This window comes from Priestia sp. TGN 0903 (assembly GCF_050846855.1).
In the GTDB taxonomy this organism is placed as follows: domain Bacteria; phylum Bacillota; class Bacilli; order Bacillales; family Bacillaceae_H; genus Priestia; species Priestia zanthoxyli.
The window spans coordinates 345,568-361,792 of the sequence record NZ_JBOZGL010000004.1; the positions used below are offsets into that span (position 1 = coordinate 345,568).

At 40.5% G+C, this 16,225-nt stretch carries 13 protein-coding genes; 4 read left to right on the plus strand and 9 right to left on the minus strand.

What is annotated here, in order from left to right; genetic code table 11:
- Positions 1–124: 124 nt before the first annotated feature.
- The 5 genes from ACRPLY_RS16165 to ACRPLY_RS16185 form a co-directional block, all read right to left on the minus strand.
- Positions 125–3,154, minus strand: a complete 3,030-nt coding sequence (locus ACRPLY_RS16165; protein WP_374734359.1) for an efflux RND transporter permease subunit — start codon at positions 3,152–3,154, stop codon at positions 125–127.
- Positions 3,155–3,485: 331 nt separating this feature from the next.
- Complete coding sequence (locus tag ACRPLY_RS16170) at positions 3,486–4,823, minus strand: MFS transporter (RefSeq protein WP_432232014.1); 1,338 nt, start codon at positions 4,821–4,823, stop codon at positions 3,486–3,488.
- 130 nt (positions 4,824–4,953) lie between these two features.
- Positions 4,954–6,360, minus strand: coding sequence for a sodium:solute symporter (locus ACRPLY_RS16175; RefSeq protein WP_033578249.1), 1,407 nt, complete (start codon positions 6,358–6,360; stop codon positions 4,954–4,956).
- A gap of 63 nt (positions 6,361–6,423) precedes the next feature.
- Positions 6,424–7,740, minus strand: coding sequence for an aspartate aminotransferase family protein (locus tag ACRPLY_RS16180; protein ID WP_155017039.1), 1,317 nt, complete (start codon positions 7,738–7,740; stop codon positions 6,424–6,426).
- 73 nt (positions 7,741–7,813) lie between these two features.
- Positions 7,814–9,184, minus strand: a complete 1,371-nt coding sequence (locus ACRPLY_RS16185; protein ID WP_155017038.1) for a sigma-54 interaction domain-containing protein — start codon at positions 9,182–9,184, stop codon at positions 7,814–7,816.
- Positions 9,185–9,374: 190 nt separating this feature from the next.
- Here ACRPLY_RS16185 and ACRPLY_RS16190 point away from each other — a divergent pair, with 190 nt between their 5' ends.
- The 4 genes from ACRPLY_RS16190 (at position 9,375) to ACRPLY_RS16205 (ending at position 13,931) form a co-directional block, all read left to right on the plus strand.
- Positions 9,375–10,181, plus strand: coding sequence for a MurR/RpiR family transcriptional regulator (locus ACRPLY_RS16190; protein WP_432232015.1), 807 nt, complete (start codon positions 9,375–9,377; stop codon positions 10,179–10,181).
- 22 nt (positions 10,182–10,203) lie between these two features.
- Positions 10,204–11,031 carry a GNAT family N-acetyltransferase gene (locus ACRPLY_RS16195; RefSeq protein WP_432232016.1) on the plus strand — a complete coding sequence of 276 codons (828 nt, stop codon included), beginning with the start codon at positions 10,204–10,206 and terminating at the stop codon, positions 11,029–11,031.
- A complete protein-coding gene (menC, locus tag ACRPLY_RS16200; RefSeq protein ID WP_432232017.1) occupies positions 11,028–12,137 on the plus strand; it encodes an o-succinylbenzoate synthase in 1,110 nt (369 codons plus the stop codon). Before ACRPLY_RS16195 ends, menC begins: the two co-directional genes overlap by 4 nt.
- 438 nt (positions 12,138–12,575) lie before the next feature.
- Positions 12,576–13,931 carry an arsenic transporter gene (locus ACRPLY_RS16205; protein ID WP_108674458.1) on the plus strand — a complete coding sequence of 452 codons (1,356 nt, stop codon included), beginning with the start codon at positions 12,576–12,578 and terminating at the stop codon, positions 13,929–13,931.
- A 528-nt stretch (positions 13,932–14,459) separates the two neighbouring features.
- On the opposite strand, the gene ACRPLY_RS16210 is transcribed toward ACRPLY_RS16205, so the two are convergent.
- The 4 genes from ACRPLY_RS16210 to ACRPLY_RS16225 form a co-directional block, all read right to left on the minus strand.
- A complete protein-coding gene (locus ACRPLY_RS16210; protein WP_016766443.1) occupies positions 14,460–14,663 on the minus strand; it encodes an IDEAL domain-containing protein in 204 nt (67 codons plus the stop codon).
- Between the two features lie 49 nt (positions 14,664–14,712).
- Positions 14,713–14,880, minus strand: a complete 168-nt coding sequence (locus ACRPLY_RS16215) for a Fur-regulated basic protein FbpA (RefSeq protein WP_080754385.1) — start codon at positions 14,878–14,880, stop codon at positions 14,713–14,715.
- A 197-nt stretch (positions 14,881–15,077) separates the two neighbouring features.
- Positions 15,078–15,254: a hypothetical protein gene (locus tag ACRPLY_RS16220; protein ID WP_432232018.1), complete on the minus strand. Its 177-nt coding sequence runs from the start codon at positions 15,252–15,254 to the stop codon at positions 15,078–15,080.
- A 94-nt stretch (positions 15,255–15,348) separates the two neighbouring features.
- A complete protein-coding gene (locus tag ACRPLY_RS16225) occupies positions 15,349–16,191 on the minus strand; it encodes an aldo/keto reductase (protein WP_377563784.1) in 843 nt (280 codons plus the stop codon).
- Positions 16,192–16,225 lie beyond the last annotated feature (34 nt).

Below are 16,225 nucleotides of genomic sequence, written 5' to 3' on the forward strand. Positions count from 1 at the left end.
CAACCCTAGCTAGAAGCAACTACCGACATGAAACCTACGTTCATTCTGCCAATAAAAAAATCCGAACGATTCATCGTTCGGATTTTTTCACCTAACATACTTATGTTCTACCCTCTTTTAAACATTATAGCGGCGTTACGTCTTCCTGCTGTTTTTGCTGTATTCTTTGTTTTTTCGATTTTCTGAAGTGAAGCAGTTCATATACAACTGGAATGACTACAAGTGTAAGCAGAGTCGCAACGGCCAATCCTCCGATTACAACGACTGCAAGACTTTGAGAAACGAGGCTTCCGCTTTCGCTTTGTTTAAATAAAAGCGGCAGCATCGCACAAATCGTAGCAGCAGACGTCATAACAATTGGACGCATACGCGTAGCGGCTGCTTCAACAATGGCATCGCGCATAATCATTTTCTTTTCATTTTGCTTCACGCGGTCTAATAGTACAATCGCATTCGTTACAACAATACCAATCAGCATCAGGGCTCCAAGTAAAGCTGTTACGTCTACTGGGATACGGCTGATTAATAATCCTAAAACGGCACCGATCGCAGCAAGCGGAAGTGAAAATAAAATTGCAAACGGCGTGCGGATTGTTTTAAACGTAATGACCATAATTAAGAACACAATACCAATCGACACGAGCATCGTAATAAACAAGTCAGAGAAATCTTCTCCTTGCTGAGTGCTTGCTCCGCCGATTACAACGTCAACATCTTTTGAAATCGACAGTCCTTTATTCTTACCGTCTCCAAAAATGGTTGTTTGAATGTCTTTATTAATTTCTGAAAGCTTTTCTGGATTGACATCCGCTGTTACTTGAATATACGGGTCTCCATTTTTATGAAACTGATTTGTTGGCTTTTCAGCTTGCGTTAGCGAAGCCACTTTTGAAACAGGTGACGGTCCTGTCTCTGTCATAATAGAAATATCTTTTAACTCTTTTGGTGACGTTGGATTTAAGACAGATTCAAGAAGTACGTTTGCTTGCTTGCCTTCTAAATCTATCGCTCCAATCGGCGTTTTATTCAGCATAACGCCAAGCTGCTGCGCTACTTGCTGCGTGTTTGCTTTTGTTGGATCTACGTCTAAAGAGTAAATCGTTTTCTTTTCGTCTTGGTTCGTAGAAACTTTGTCTACTCCTTTTATATCGCTGATTTCTTTCTTAATGCTGCTTGCCGTTTTTTCTAACTTGTTCATGTCGTTTCCAATCACATCAACGGTAATCGAAGTAGTGGACGCTCCCATTAGTGAAGCTGCACTTACGCTAAGATCTCCTCCGTCATAGAGTTTCTTTTGATTTTGGATTCGTTTCATTAGCGAATCAGTGTTTCCGCTGTCTTTTACGGTAATCGTATACGTAGCTTCAGTAGGCGAACCAACGTCTCCCCACTTGGCTCCTTCATCCGTATTACCTAGCTGCATATATACCTCTTTTACTTCTTTTTGAGCTAAAATGTAGCGTTCAAGCTGCAGTGATTTTTCTTCTACGGTTTTAATTGGCGTGTTATTTGGATAGCTTAACGTTGTGCCTACAAAGTCAGATGAAGAGTTATCAACCGCTCCTTTAGGCATCATCGTGTAGGCGCCAATAGATCCGACAAATAAAAGCAGCGAAAGCAGCAGTACAACCCATTTATGATTAAGCGACCATGTTATAACCTTTGTAAAACGAACCGGCTGCTTGTGCTTGCGAAGTTTTTCATTTTTTAATAACCCGGCACTCATTAACGGTACAACGGTAAGCGCCACAATTAATGAAGACAGCAGTGAATACGTCAGCGTTAGAGCGAACGGAAGCATAAAGTCTTGAAGCCCTCCGTTTACAAGGCCGATTGGTAAAAAGACAGCTACTGTCGTTAACGTAGAAGCAGTAATAGCAGAGCCTACTTCTTTTGTGGCATCAATAATCAGTCCAAGCGAAAACTCTTCTTTTTGCATTTTGCGGAAGATGTTTTCAATGACAACGATACTATCATCTACCAATCTCCCAATCGCTACCGCTACTCCTCCAAGCGTTAAAATATTGAGCGTGACGCCTGATTTGGATAATAAAAAAAGCGTAAAGCAAAGCGATAGCGGAATGGATACAATTGTGATAAACGTAGAGCGAACGCTGCGTAAAAACAGCATGATGACAACGGTCGCAAAAAGTGCGCCTAGCAACACTTCTTTCATCATGGAATGAACAGAGTTTTGTACGCTGTCCCCTGTTGCAAAAAATACAGAAGCATTCACATTGTTATAGTCTTTGTTAATTTGCTGAGACAGTTTTTTTACTTCTTTTGTGATGCTAACGGCGTTTGAGTGACTGTCTTTTGTAACAATAAGTAAAAGTGCATCTTTTCCGTTAATATGCGTCACGACGCCTTCAGGCTTTTTCACCTCTACTTTTGCAAGGTCGCCTAGCGTTACATCCTGTGCAACCGGCAGCTTTTTCACTTTGTCCAAGCTATCAATTTTACCAGTTACGTTGATATTGCTCGACTTGTTATTAATGACTTTTTCTCCAACTGCAAGCGACGTGTTTTTTCCTTCTAACACGCTGATGACTTTATCAATAGTCACGTTCTTTTGTGACAATTTTTTATTATCAACTTTAATAGACACGTAGGAATCCGCTGTTCCATACGTTTGAACACTCGCAATGCCTTTAACGTCTTTATATTTAGGGATCAGTTTTTTCTCTGCAAGATCCAGATTGTCTCTTGTTAATCCTTCTTTAAATGTGAGTGAAATATCTGCGATGGGAATCATAGAGGTATTTAATTGAATAACATTAGGCTTTGATACACTGGCTGGAAGCTGCACCGAAGACAGCGCTTCTTGGACGTTTGTTTTTGCTTCTTTCATATCCGTTTTGGATTCAAATGAAATATCGATTTTGGAATAGCCGTCTCCCGTCGTTGAATACACGTTGCTTTTTCCTTTAACACCGGCGACCGCTTCTTCAATCGGTGACGTCACTTGTTTTTCCATGGAGTCTGCATCCGTTCCTTGCCCCATAACTACTACTGACACTTGAGGCTGATCAGCGGTCGGCAGGAACTCCATCGGAAGTGTAAAATAACTAATGACTCCTAAAGCTAAAATTAAAATAGACATAATGGTAATAGCCGCTTTGTTTTTAAACGACCATTTGGTGAGCCATGACATGAAATATCCCCTTTCACTTTTTCGTACAAACTCAGTCAAACATTTCTAAAATATGCTAAATAACCACTAAATTATACCTAATGTTTCTTACCATTTAAAGACTTATTTTTGTGAAAAGTCCCATTATTTGAACAAAATCGTTTATGTATATGCTTTTGCTTAGATAATCAGTCTCTTTACAGCACAAAAAAAAGACGCCGATACCCGGCGTCCCACATGTAGTAAGTGAAAGAAGAAGAAGAATATGCCTACGATTTCTCAGGCAATTCTATGACCTTATTTGGTTTCTTCCCGTTTTTTTATGAAATAAACATATTTAGCATAAATTCCCTTAACTAGCAGCTCGACTGTGCTTTGTTTCCGTATCGTTTTGAATCTTTAACGACGTTAATAAAGCCACGATACTTCCGGCAAAGCCAAATAAAAACAAGTGATGAATGCCTGCCATAAAGCTTCCGCCTGAAGTCAGCAACGCACCCATAATCGTAACGCCGATTGCTGTTCCCATGTTTCTGCAAAACATAAAAAATGACGTTGAAATACCTCTTTCATGTCCTCCTACTAATTGCTGTACACCAATGACTCCAACCGTAGACAGCAGACCAAACGATAGCCCTTGTACAATCATGACGAAAAACACGTAGAAGAAACCGTGGCTTTCATTTAGCATCAGCAGAAGTGTTCCTGAGCCAACGAGCAGCACATTCCCGATTAACAACAGCTTTCTGTAGCCATGTTTTAAAATCCATTTACCTGCAGGTACGGACACAGACATCCATCCGACCGCTGTTCCTAACAGCGCAACTCCGCTCATAAACAGTGACAAATGCGCTACTCGCTGTAAAAATAACGGAATGTAGCTTGACGTTCCGAATAAAGCCACCGTTCCAATAAACGCATTGATATTAATCCATGACAGCGTTTTGTTTTGGAACATAGACAGCGGTACAATCGGAGAAGCATGTTTTCGTTCATGCAAATAAAAAATCACTAATAAAATAAGTCCAGCGACTGCATACACAATTCGGTTTTGTTCCACTACCGTCACAAGCAGGAGTGACGTAACGCCAGCTCCAAACAAAATGGCGCCGATGTAATCGACTTTTGCTCTTTTCGGCTCATAGCTTTCTTGATACGGCATTAACGTAAGAAATGAAACGATACATACCGGTAAATTAATAAAGAAAATCCATCTCCACGTTAAATAATCCACAAAAAAAGCGCCTAAAAGTGGAGCCAACACAGCTGATAATCCCCACATCGTTGTAAAGAGCGCCTGAATTTTCCCTCGCTTCTCAACTGGAAATAAGTCTCCGGCAATAATAGCGGGAAAGGCCACCATAAACCCGGCTCCTATTCCTTGAACCGCACGGAAAAGAACAAGCTGAATCATCGTATTTGCCACGCCGCAAAGCATTGAACCAATTAAAAAAGCAATAATTCCAAACCCAAATACTTTTTTGCGGCCAAATAAATCCGATAATCTTCCCGCTACCGGAGATAAAATCGTACTTGCAATCATGTACGAAGCAAACGACCACGCGTACAAATCAAATCTTCCAAGCTCTTTTGCAATAACGGGCATCGTCGTATTCATAATCGTTGAATCAAGCGAAGCCACTAGCATTGCCAGTACAATACTAACCATTACAGACGTTCTGCTTTTCATTTGACAATCTCCTTATCTCTATAATCTGAGCGTCTAGTGTACTCCTCTCTGCCGTTTGTTGTCTATACTTATGCACACAAAATGCTAAAAAGCTTCTCACTTTACTATGAGAAGCTTTTTACCCCCTTATTCACATATCTTCTTGAACCTTTTCTTGATCAGACAGTTCTTTGTTTCGAGCCATAACCGCAAATCCAGCCATCACGATGATGCTGCTTGAAATACCGTATAGAATTGGAGTGGTAGAAGAAAGTCCTTCAATCAATAGACCTCCAAGTACTACTAGCGTACTAACAACAATCGCTGAAACTCCTGCTTTTGGATGAATGTCTTTCCAAAACAGGGACACAACAAACGGAACAAAAATCGCTCCTGATAAAATCGCATACGCCACGTCTAAAGCAACAAGCACGTCTTGAATCCAAAGAGCAAAAATAATAGCAAGTACGCCGACAATAAGTGTATTCACACGGGTTAAAACTAAATAGTTTTTCTCTGAAATATTTTTAAGCCACACTTTTTTAATGATATCGTTACTAATCAGCGTAGAAGACGCAAGCAGCGTTCCTGAAGCAGTTGACATCAGCGCCGAACAAACGCCTGCCAGCACGAGACCTAATAACCCTTGAGGCAGAATTTGAATCGCAAGCGTCGCAAAAATGCTTTGACTGCTTTCTGCGTTTGGCAGCAGCAAATATGCACACATTCCAATTACACTTCCCGCAATCGCGTAGGCAATGCTGTACACCCCTGCAAAAATGGAGCCGTTTCGCGCAATTTTTTCTGTTCGCGCCGTAAATACTCGCTGCCAAATATCTTGAGATACTGCCATACCAAGCGTATATAGAAGGAAATACTGAAAGATTTGACCGTATCCAATCGATGAAAAATCAAAATAAGATGATGGCAAATCTCCGGTAAGGGCTTTGAAACCTCCTGCTTCTGATACGCTCATTGGAAGCATAAATCCAAAAATCGCTACCGTCATCACAACAAATTGAATAATATCAGTAACCGTTACGCTCCACATTCCGCCTAAAATCGTATAGAACAAAACAATCGAACCGCCAATTAACATCGATGCCGTCATGTTCCATCCAAGCAACGCATGAATGATTGTTCCCATTCCAATCACTTGAGTGACTGATACCATGAGTGTATAAATAGCGGCAACAACCGCGCTGATAATTTGCGCTTGAGCGTTATATCTTTTTCCTAGCAGCTCACTGATAGTGGTCACTTTCAACGACGAAATCCGCTTAATGAAAATCGTGCCAAGCGTAATGATTCCAAGTCCAATCATCGTCACAAACCAAATGCCAGACAGCCCGTGCTCGTAGCCAAGCTGAGCCGTTCCAATCGTTGACGCTCCGCCTAAAATAACGGCTGATAAACATCCTAAATACATAAACATCCCTAAGTTTCTTCCGGCTAAAATAAAATCTTCTGATGACTTTGCTTTTAACGAGCCAATAATACCCGCTACAACCAATACGCCAAAATAGACAAACATAACCGTCATATCCAGTCCGTTCATAACAGATTCCTCCTTATTATGGGTCAATCTATCTTTCATTGAAACAAAGAGCTTCCTAAAGCTTTAGATCACGTGAAGGCTTGTGATTTCTGTTAATGCTTCGTCTAACACGCGAAGCCCGGCATCAATTTCTTCCTTTGTAATCGTTAAAGGAGGAATCATTCGAATCACTTCTCCGCTATTTCCGCAAAGGTAAAACAGCACCCCTTTTTCCAAACATTTGTCTAAAATCTCAAGAAGAAGATTTCCGTCGCCTTGCTTTGTTTTTGGATTAATAATTTCAATTCCAATCATTAGTCCTACTGAACGAATGCTTCCGATCACTTCATGCTTCGCTTTTAAATGCTGAAGCTGATCCGCTGCATATTTCCCCATTGCTTTTGAGTTCTCAATCAGCTTTTCTTCTTTTAATACGTCCAGCGTCGCAAGTGCTGCTGAACAAGCAATGGGATTGCCTCCAAAAGTTGTTCCGTGTGTACCAATCGGCCACTTTTCCATGAGCTGTTTGGAAGCTACAGTAGCACTTAACGGAAGTCCTGATGCTATGCCTTTTGCGATTGCCATAATGTCAGGCGTCACGTCAAACGTTTGAGCTGCAAACCACTCGCCGGTACGTCCAAACCCTGTTTGCACTTCGTCAAAAATAAGCAGAATGCCGTGTCTATCACATACTTCTCTTATTTTTTGCAGCCATGCTTTCGGAGGGATTACGTAGCCGCCTTCTCCAAGAACCGGCTCTACAATCATGCACGCCACTTCTTCCGGCGTTACTTGATGCTTAAACAACGTGTCAAAATCTTTTTCTAACTTTTCCACGCAGTAGATTTCCGGATCTTCTCCTTTTGGACACTGAGTCACGTCTGCATAAGGCACTTGATACGTTAAGCCCGATGGCTGAAGAAATTTCCGGTATTTGCTTTTTGATGTTGTCACGCTAAGCGCTCCGAGAGAACGGCCGTGAAAGCAGCCCATAAACGAAACCGTATAAGGCCTTTGCGTCACGTATTTTGCTAGCTTTAACGCTCCTTCTATTGCTTCAGTTCCGCTGTTAGCAAAGAAAAAGCAGTCCAGGCCTCTTGGCAATACTGTTTTTAATTCTTCAGCAAGCTGTAAAATAGATTCGTACATAATCACACCTGACGGGCCGTGCATAAGATGATCAACGCTATCTTTAATCGCTTGTACAACTTTAGGGTGACGATGACCTGTATTCGCTGTTGCAATACCTGATGTAAAATCTAAATACGTTTTTCCGTCCGCTCCGTAGTAGTAGCAGCCCTCTGCTTTTACCACGGGTAAATTAGGGTGATCTTTCGCCATGCTTGGTGCTAGTAAATCCGGTAAACTGTTCATTAACTGTGTAAGTGATGCCTGTGTCATCTGACTTCCTCCTCGCAATCTATCAAGTAATGTGTTTGTACTTGTTTTACATGCAAAGAGCGTGCCAAAGACGTTAAAAAACAGAATGTTTTTTTAATTTTCTAACAACTGAAGGCTGACTGATTCCGAGTGCTTCGCCTATTTCTGTTGTCGTTTTATACTGTTTTTTTGCTTTTACTAATATCTCTTTTTCCAGCTCGTTTAACGCGTCATTAAGCTTCATTTCCCCATGTTCTTCAACGTGTTGAATCCGTTTTTTCCTATGCAGAGAATGCGGCAAATGCTCCATTGTAATCAGCGTTTGTGAAGACACAACCACCGCGTGTTCAATCACATTGATTAATTCTCGTACGTTTCCTTTCCACTCGTGTGCAAGCAGTGCGTGAATAACCGCATTATCAAACGTTCTTTTTCGGTTGTATTTCTTTTCAAACTGCTCGGCAAAATGTGTGAGCAGCGGAAAAATATCTTCAGGACGCTCGTTCAAAGATGGAATGGTAATCGGTACAACGCTTAAACGAAAATACAAATCTTCTCGAAATTCTTTTTCAGCAACGGCTTTTTCTAAATCTTTGTTCGTCGCTGCAATTAAGCGAAAGTCCACGGTTTTGGGCTTTCTTCCTCCAACGGAATAAAACTGTTTTTCTTGAATGAGCTTTAAAATTTTCACTTGATGCGCCGGTGACAGCTCTCCCACTTCATCTAAAAAAAGCGTGCCCCCGTCTGCTAATTCGACCAGCCCCACCTTTCCATTTTTAGATGCACCGGTAAAAGCCCCTGCTTCATATCCGAACAGTTCCGCTTCAAATAAATGATCTGGAATCGCCCCGCAGTTCACTTCAATAAACGGCCCTTTGCTTCTTGTACTTTTGTTATGTATCAGCTTTGCTAAATGCGTTTTTCCTACTCCGGACTGCCCTAAAAGCAAAATATTTACGTCCACGTTCGAAACGTGAACGGCCGTACGAAGAACGTGCTGCATCTTATCGCTGTTGCATACAATTCCTTCTGTTGATAGATTTTGGTTCCGCAGCAGCATAAGCTCGCTCTTTACGCGCTGCATTTCGCCTTCCATCGCATCAAGATATGTTTTCATTTCCATCAGCTCCGTCACATCGTGAGAATAGCTGACGATTCTTTTAATCTCGCCTTTTTCATCTTTGACCGGAATGCCAGTAACGAGCACTTGCTTGCCTTGTTTAGTTGTTTGTACAAGCGTAATTTTCTTCTTTGTTTCAAGCACAATTGGGGTAACGATTGGGGTAAACAGTCCTTGTTTTTCAAGTTCATACACAGACTTTCCGAGCAGTTTTTCAGCTTTTACATCGTAAATGTTTCCCGTTCCTTCATGTATTCGGACAATGATGCCTTTTTCATCCGTCACAAGCAAATCATCTTTTAACGAATGAAGGATCCACTGATTTTCATTCCATTCTGAATTCATGTATGCTCCCCGCTTTCTATTCACTTTTGAATAAAATACAATTCGTTTTTGAATAACGGCATTTATTTTTGAATAATCAATTTATTATATCACGAAGGCTTCTTTTTATTTTGAAACAGTAATTGAAATGAAGTTAAAAATGCATTAATATATTTTTATGAAGTTATAACTTCTTTTTTTAGGAGGCTATATGAATCCATCATTTCAAGAATTAATTAAACATAAATTCCCTGACCTTTCTCGCGGTCAAAAAAAAGTGGCGGAGTTTCTCGTCAATTTTATGGAAAAAGGCTCGCTGTACACGGCCGGGCAAATTGGCAAAGAAGCAGGTGTCAGTGAAACAACCGTTATTCGTCTAGCTTACGCACTTGGGTTAAATGGTTTTTCAGATCTGCAGGAGCTAATGCGAAAAGAATGGCTTTCTTCTGCAGAATCAAAAGAATCAGCTAGCAAGTCTGCAGCTGATTCGGCAGCGGAAGAAAAGAAACCTTTTAGTGAATGGCTTTCCCCCGTTGACGAAAAGGATTTATCTCAAGCTGTAGATGCGCTTATCAAAAGTGATCAAGTGTATATTGCAGGTTTCCGTGAATCTCATACGGCAGCGTACTGGCTGTATTATAAAATGAATCAACTTCGCAATCATGTTCTTTTATCTTTTCCAACAGGTTTTTTGCTTGAAACGCTATGCAATCACACAAGCGCATCAACGGTTGTTGTATTTTCACTGCCGCGCTATACAAAAGAAGCGCTCGAAGTAGCTCAGCAGGCTAAAAAACAAGGAGCAAAAGTCATTGCTATTACAGACCGCCGTCTGTCTCCGGTAGGTCAAATCGCTGATATCACGCTTTTAGCCGGCACAACCGAACATATTTTATCGCTTCTTGCCCTGTCTCAAATTGTCATTAGCAGCATGCAAAAAAGAGATGAAAAAACGGCTAGAAAAAGACAAGAACACTTGGAAAAGCTCTATACCGAGCAAGGCATTTTTTTAGAATAGATAATAGAAAGGAAGTAAACAAATGACTGAAGCCTTAACGATTCGTTCACTTACAACAACCACTGAACTAGAAGACGTACGCGCATTAGAAAGCCGCGTCTGGGGAGAAGAAGAAGCAACGCCCGTTCATCAAACCTTAACCGCTGTTAAAAACGGGGGTCTTGTTCTCGGTGCGTTTGTAGATGAAAAGCTGATTGGCTTTCAATATAGTTTTCCCGGGTTTGACGGAAATTGCGTGTATTTATGTTCTCATATATTAGCAGTTGACTCTGCCTATCGCAGCATGGGTATCGGTGCCAAACTTAAGCATGCGCAGCGCCAGGAAAGTAAAAAAAAGGGCTATTCATATATCAGCTGGACGTATGATCCTTTAGAAAGCGCCAACGGGTATTTAAATATTGGAAAGCTTGGAGCCGTTTGTTCTACGTATATTGAAAACTGCTACGGAGATATGAATGATCCGTTAAATGCTGACTTGCCTTCTGATCGATTCGTTGTAGAGTGGGCATCCGCAGAAGATACAACACGAGCTCAGCCTCTTTATACGCCAGATCAAATAATGGAGGCATCGCTTACTCAATGGACGTTAACGGATGAAGGGTTTCCTTCTGTTACAGATATTGATGAAAAATGGTTGGATTGTGACGTCGTGTCTGTAGCTATTCCGTCTGCGTTTCAGCAAATGAAAGAAGTCTCTCCTTCTCTCGCATTGGACTGGCGGATGCGTACAAGATACGTATTTCAAACGTGTTTTGCAAAAGGATTCCAAGTAACAGGTTTTATGAAGCATCCAGAAAGCAGCGCGCCCGTTCATTTTTACATTTTAACGAAAAAAGAGGTGCAAAAATGAAGATCAAACGCGTCATTTTACGCCATTTAAAAATGGATTTACTTCATCCGTTTACGACAAGTCTTGGAAAAGAAGTGGATCGAGATTTTATTTTAGTAGAAATTCAAGACGAAGACGGACGATCCGGCTGGGCCGAATCCGTAGCGTGCGCGGACCCTTTTTATAAAGAAGAAACGCTTAAAACAAACTGGCACATTATGGAGGATTTTTTAATTCCTTTGCTTCAACAGAAAGGCATTCAGCATCCTGACGAAGTATCTCAACGCTTTGCTCATATTCGAGGCAATTACATGGCAAAAGCGGCGTTAGAAGGCGCTGTTTGGGATTTGTATGCGCGCAGGCAAAACCTTTCTCTATCTAAAGCGCTAGGAGGCATTAAAAATCAAATTGAAGTTGGGCTCAGCGTTGGCATTCAGCCTACGATTGACGAAACGCTTCGCAAAATTGAAGCCGGCTTGAATGAAGGATATAAGCGGATCAAAATTAAGATTAAGCCGAGCTGGGATCTTAACTTGACGCGCGCGGTTCGAAACGCGTTCCCTTCTATTCCGCTGATGGTTGATGCGAACTCTGCTTATACGCTTGCAGATGCTGATCACCTTGCTCAGCTTGACGAGTTTGATTTAATGATGATTGAACAGCCGTTAGCTCATGATGATTTAATTGATCACGCTGAACTGCAGGCCCGCATGCGCACGCCTATTTGCTTGGACGAAAGCATTCATTCAGCTGAAGACGTTCGAAAAGCTATTAAACTTGGAAGCACGCAAATTATTAACATTAAAATTGGCCGGGTAGGCGGACTAACCGAAGCCAAAAAAATTCATGACCTTTGTCAAACTCACGGTGTGCCCGTATGGTGCGGCGGTATGCTGGAATCAGGTATCGGACGAGCACATAATATTGCCATTACCACACTTGCTAATTTTACACTTCCCGGAGATACGGCCGCATCATCTAAATACTGGCCGCGTGATATTGTTCATCCGGAAATCACGGTCGACAACGGCATTATTTCCGTTCCCGATACACCAGGCATTGGCTATGAACCTGATCACGATCAGATAAAAGCGCTAACTTTACACGAAAAAACCTATACTTGCTAACCTTGAAGATCCTGGACCAAAAGTATGTTAGTTGAAGAAAGATCCGAACGATGAATGGTTCGGATCTTTTTATTGTGATGATAAACGTGAACGTAGGTTTCATGTATGTAGTGGCTTCTAGCGGTGGATTGGAGGGCCAGGCTCTACCGCCTGCGGAAAGCGGAGTCTTGCACGGAAATCAACAGCGGTGTAAAAAGCAACGCATACTAGCTCCTTTATTCAATTGATTTCTTTTTAGATTGGATGGATTTAGTTATGTCCCAGCCTCTTTTTTATAGGCTCCTCTCCCGAGATGATACGTGCCTTGGCAAGATAAACAAACATATTAGCAAAAATGGTCTTATGCACAATCCTTCTAGTAATAAATGAATATAAATAGAGTGTAAGGGACATGCAAGGGTATATTCATTACAAATTTTAGAAGAAAGGAGCATACTGATGAATATTGAAATTGGAATTGCCATTTTCGTGTTTACAATGACAATGCTCGTCATTTTTTGGAGGCCAAACGGCATCAACGAAGCATGGCCAGCAGCCATAGGAGCAGCCATTATCCTGCTTACAGGGATTGTATCCAAATCAGACATTGTTGATATTTTTGCAAAGATAAGCGGCGCTTCTATCACCATTATTGCTACCATTGTCATGGCCGTCATATTAGAAAGTTTTGGATTCTTCCACTGGGCAGCTGCACGACTAGTGAGTTTATCCAAAGGCTCAGGGTACCGATTATATTGGTACATTCAGCTGCTTTGCTTTTTAATGACTTTACTATTTAATAATGACGGCAGTATTTTAATTACCACTCCAATTTTAATTCTACTTTTGAAAAACCTTCAGCTAAAACCCCACCAGCAGATCCCCTACCTTTTAAGTGGAGCGCTTATTGCTACCGCTTCCAGCGCGCCTATAGGTGTAAGTAATATTGTCAATTTGATTGCCTTAAAAATTGTTCATATGTCGCTTTATATGCACACGGCGATGATGTTTGTACCGGCGACACTTGGTTTATTATTTATGTCTTGGCTCATGTATACGGTCGTAAAACGCCATTTGCCAAAAAAACTGCCGCATGCTTCAAAAGATATAGAAGAAAGTTTCTTTACGAAACAGTTTCACCCCTTAAAAGGAAGCATTTCTGTTGAAACAAAACGTAAACGCACACAATTTATGCTGAAAGTTTTATTATTTGTGTTTGTTATGCGCTGTCTCCTATTTGTCGCCTCTTATTTCGGCATACCAATCGAATTGGTTGCTGTACTGGGCTCACTGATCTTGCTTGTTTGGAGATGGTATCACTTACGTACAAACCCGATTGATATTTTAAAGAAAACGCCGTGGCACATTTTCGTTTTTGCCTTTTCGATGTACGTTATTATTTACGGACTGCATAACGTAGGATTGACGGAGCTGCTTGTAAAAGTTTGCGAACCAATCGTAAATCGAGGACTTTTTGAAGCAAGCTTTATCATGGGAGGACTTGTTTCTATTCTCTCTAACTTGTTTAACAATCACCCTGCTTTAATGGTCGGAACCATTACCTTGACTGAAATGGGGCTCGATCCTATTACTCTTAAAACCATTTATCTTGCTAATATTATTGGAAGTGATATGGGCTCGCTTTTATTGCCGATTGGAACACTAGCTTCTCTTATCTGGATGCATATTTTAAAAGAAAATCATATCAAGATAAAATGGAAAGATTATTTAAAAGTATCACTTATTGTTATTCCGCTTACCACGATCGTTACTCTTTTCCTCCTATTCTACTGGGTTCAGCTCATTTTTTCTTAATACTGATTTACAGGACGGATTGTACTCTTTTGAAGCTTACAGTCCGTCAGAAATAAACAAATGTCTCCCATAAAAACCCCACTATATTTTTCTATTGTTTTTTATAGATACACATTCACCCAATAAAAACATTTTTTTACATTCACTAATTATTTAGAACAATTTAAAAAGAAAATCAATAAATATATTGAATCGAATTTCCTTCATGTGATAAGATATGGTTATATTGTTACTTTAACAATACATAGAGCGAATGAAGTAGAAAATATGCAGATGCATAGAACTTTCTAAACCCCACACGCAACATTTAGAGAGTGACATTCATTTTCTCATTAACACCCATACCTTTCTGAAAAGAGTGAGTACATTAGACTTGCTCTTTTTGTCTGTTTACTAGCAAGGTGCACTTCTTATGTAAGGCCTTGTTTTACAATAAAACGACAAAAAAACAGGTAACTAAGCATGCCGCTTCTTACCTGTTTTTATATGCTAAAATGATAAAATCAAATTCTATCGCGCGAACGCCCTTTACGAAATTGATTTTAATTCTTCAATTAATTGAAAAAATTTTTCTTTGTTTCTTTCTTCTAATGTTTGATCGACTTCACGTAAAATTTGGTCTCTTCTAAAATCTCGGATAGCCTTATTTAATACCATTTTAGCAAATATAGAATCGAGGATATCCATACGGATGGGCTGCGAGTCTGTCGGGTGCTTTTCGATATAAATCAACTCCTATCCTTTCCTCTATTATAACAAATTCTAGCAATGTATCAAAATTTCATTGAGATATGCGCTGCTGTGAAACAGCTTCGTATTCTGATTCTAGTTCTTGAAGGGTAAGCTCGTATAGCTGCTTGTTTCCTTTTTTATAAACCCCTGCATCCAGCAATAAATCAATCATTGATGTTTTTTTACATTGTATGTGAGAGTAAGCTTGTTTCGTCATCGTTACACCGCCTATTTTACGCTTAAAAATGAAATGATTTCTCTATCTTTCACGACCTTTCTTTATGATACGGCCCGTCCTTTAGCTTACTGTGAAGAAAATGTTAAATTTATGTAATAATGCATAAAAAGAGGCCGGGACAGAACTAACTGAATCCAACCTAAAGACGAACAAATGAGATACATGAGCTGAACCGCTTATGACACCGCCGTTGATTTCCATGCAAGGCTTCGCTTTCCGCGGGCGGGCGCTGAGCCTCCTCGTCGCTTACGCTCCTGCGGGGTCTCATCTGTCCCGCTTTTCCCGCAGGAGTCTTCGCCTTGCCCTTCAATCAACCGCTGGAAGGACGAAACAGATGAAGCTGTATTCACCATAAAAAAAAAACGAACCACTAATCAAACTTGTTGATCAATAGTTCGTTTTTCACTTGGGCTAAAATACGTTTCTCCCAGCCTCTTAGTTCTTCTATTAAAAATCAAAGTTGTCCGGATCTGGACCTACTCGGTGATTTTGGTTTAATTCATTAATTTTACTTACGTCTTCAGTATCCAATTCAAAATCGAATAGCGATGAATTTTCAACAATACGATGCTCTTTTGTTGATTTTGGAATCGTTACAACTCCGTTTTGCAGATCCCATCGCAGAATAATTTGAGCAACTGATTTGCCGTGTTTTTCAGCAATTTCTTTTAACACATCGTTATCTAGCAATTCTCCTTGCATAAGCGGAGACCATGCTTCTAGCTGAATATCGTGCTTTTGACAAAAAGCATGCAGCTCTTTTTGCGTCAAACGAGGATGATACTCAACTTGGTTAATAACAGGCTTAACATCTGTATCTTTCATTAAATCTTCTAAATGATGAATTTGAAAATTACTTACGCCCACAGCTCTTACTTTTTCTTCTTTATACAGCGTTTCTAATGCTTTCCACGCTGCTTTATACTTGCCTTCTACCGGCCAGTGAATTAAGTATAGATCTAAATATTCTAAGCCAAGCTTTTGTAAGCTTGTTTCGTAAGCAGCTAGCGTCTCTTCATAGCCTAAATCTGCGTTCCAAACTTTTGATGTAACAAAAATGTCTTCGCGTGAAAGACCTGCTTCTTTCAGACCTTGGCGAATTCCTTCTCCTACACCTTCTTCATTTCCATAAATAGCTGCCGTATCAATGCTGCGATAGCCTTTGACGATAGCTGTTTTCACCGCGCTCACTAATTCAGGCCCTTCTTCTACTTTAAATACACCTAATCCAAACCAAGGCATTTTGACTCCGTTGTGAAGTGTTACTGTATCTTGCAAATGATTACTCATTATAAAAAACCCCCTGCTAATTTCTTTACATTTG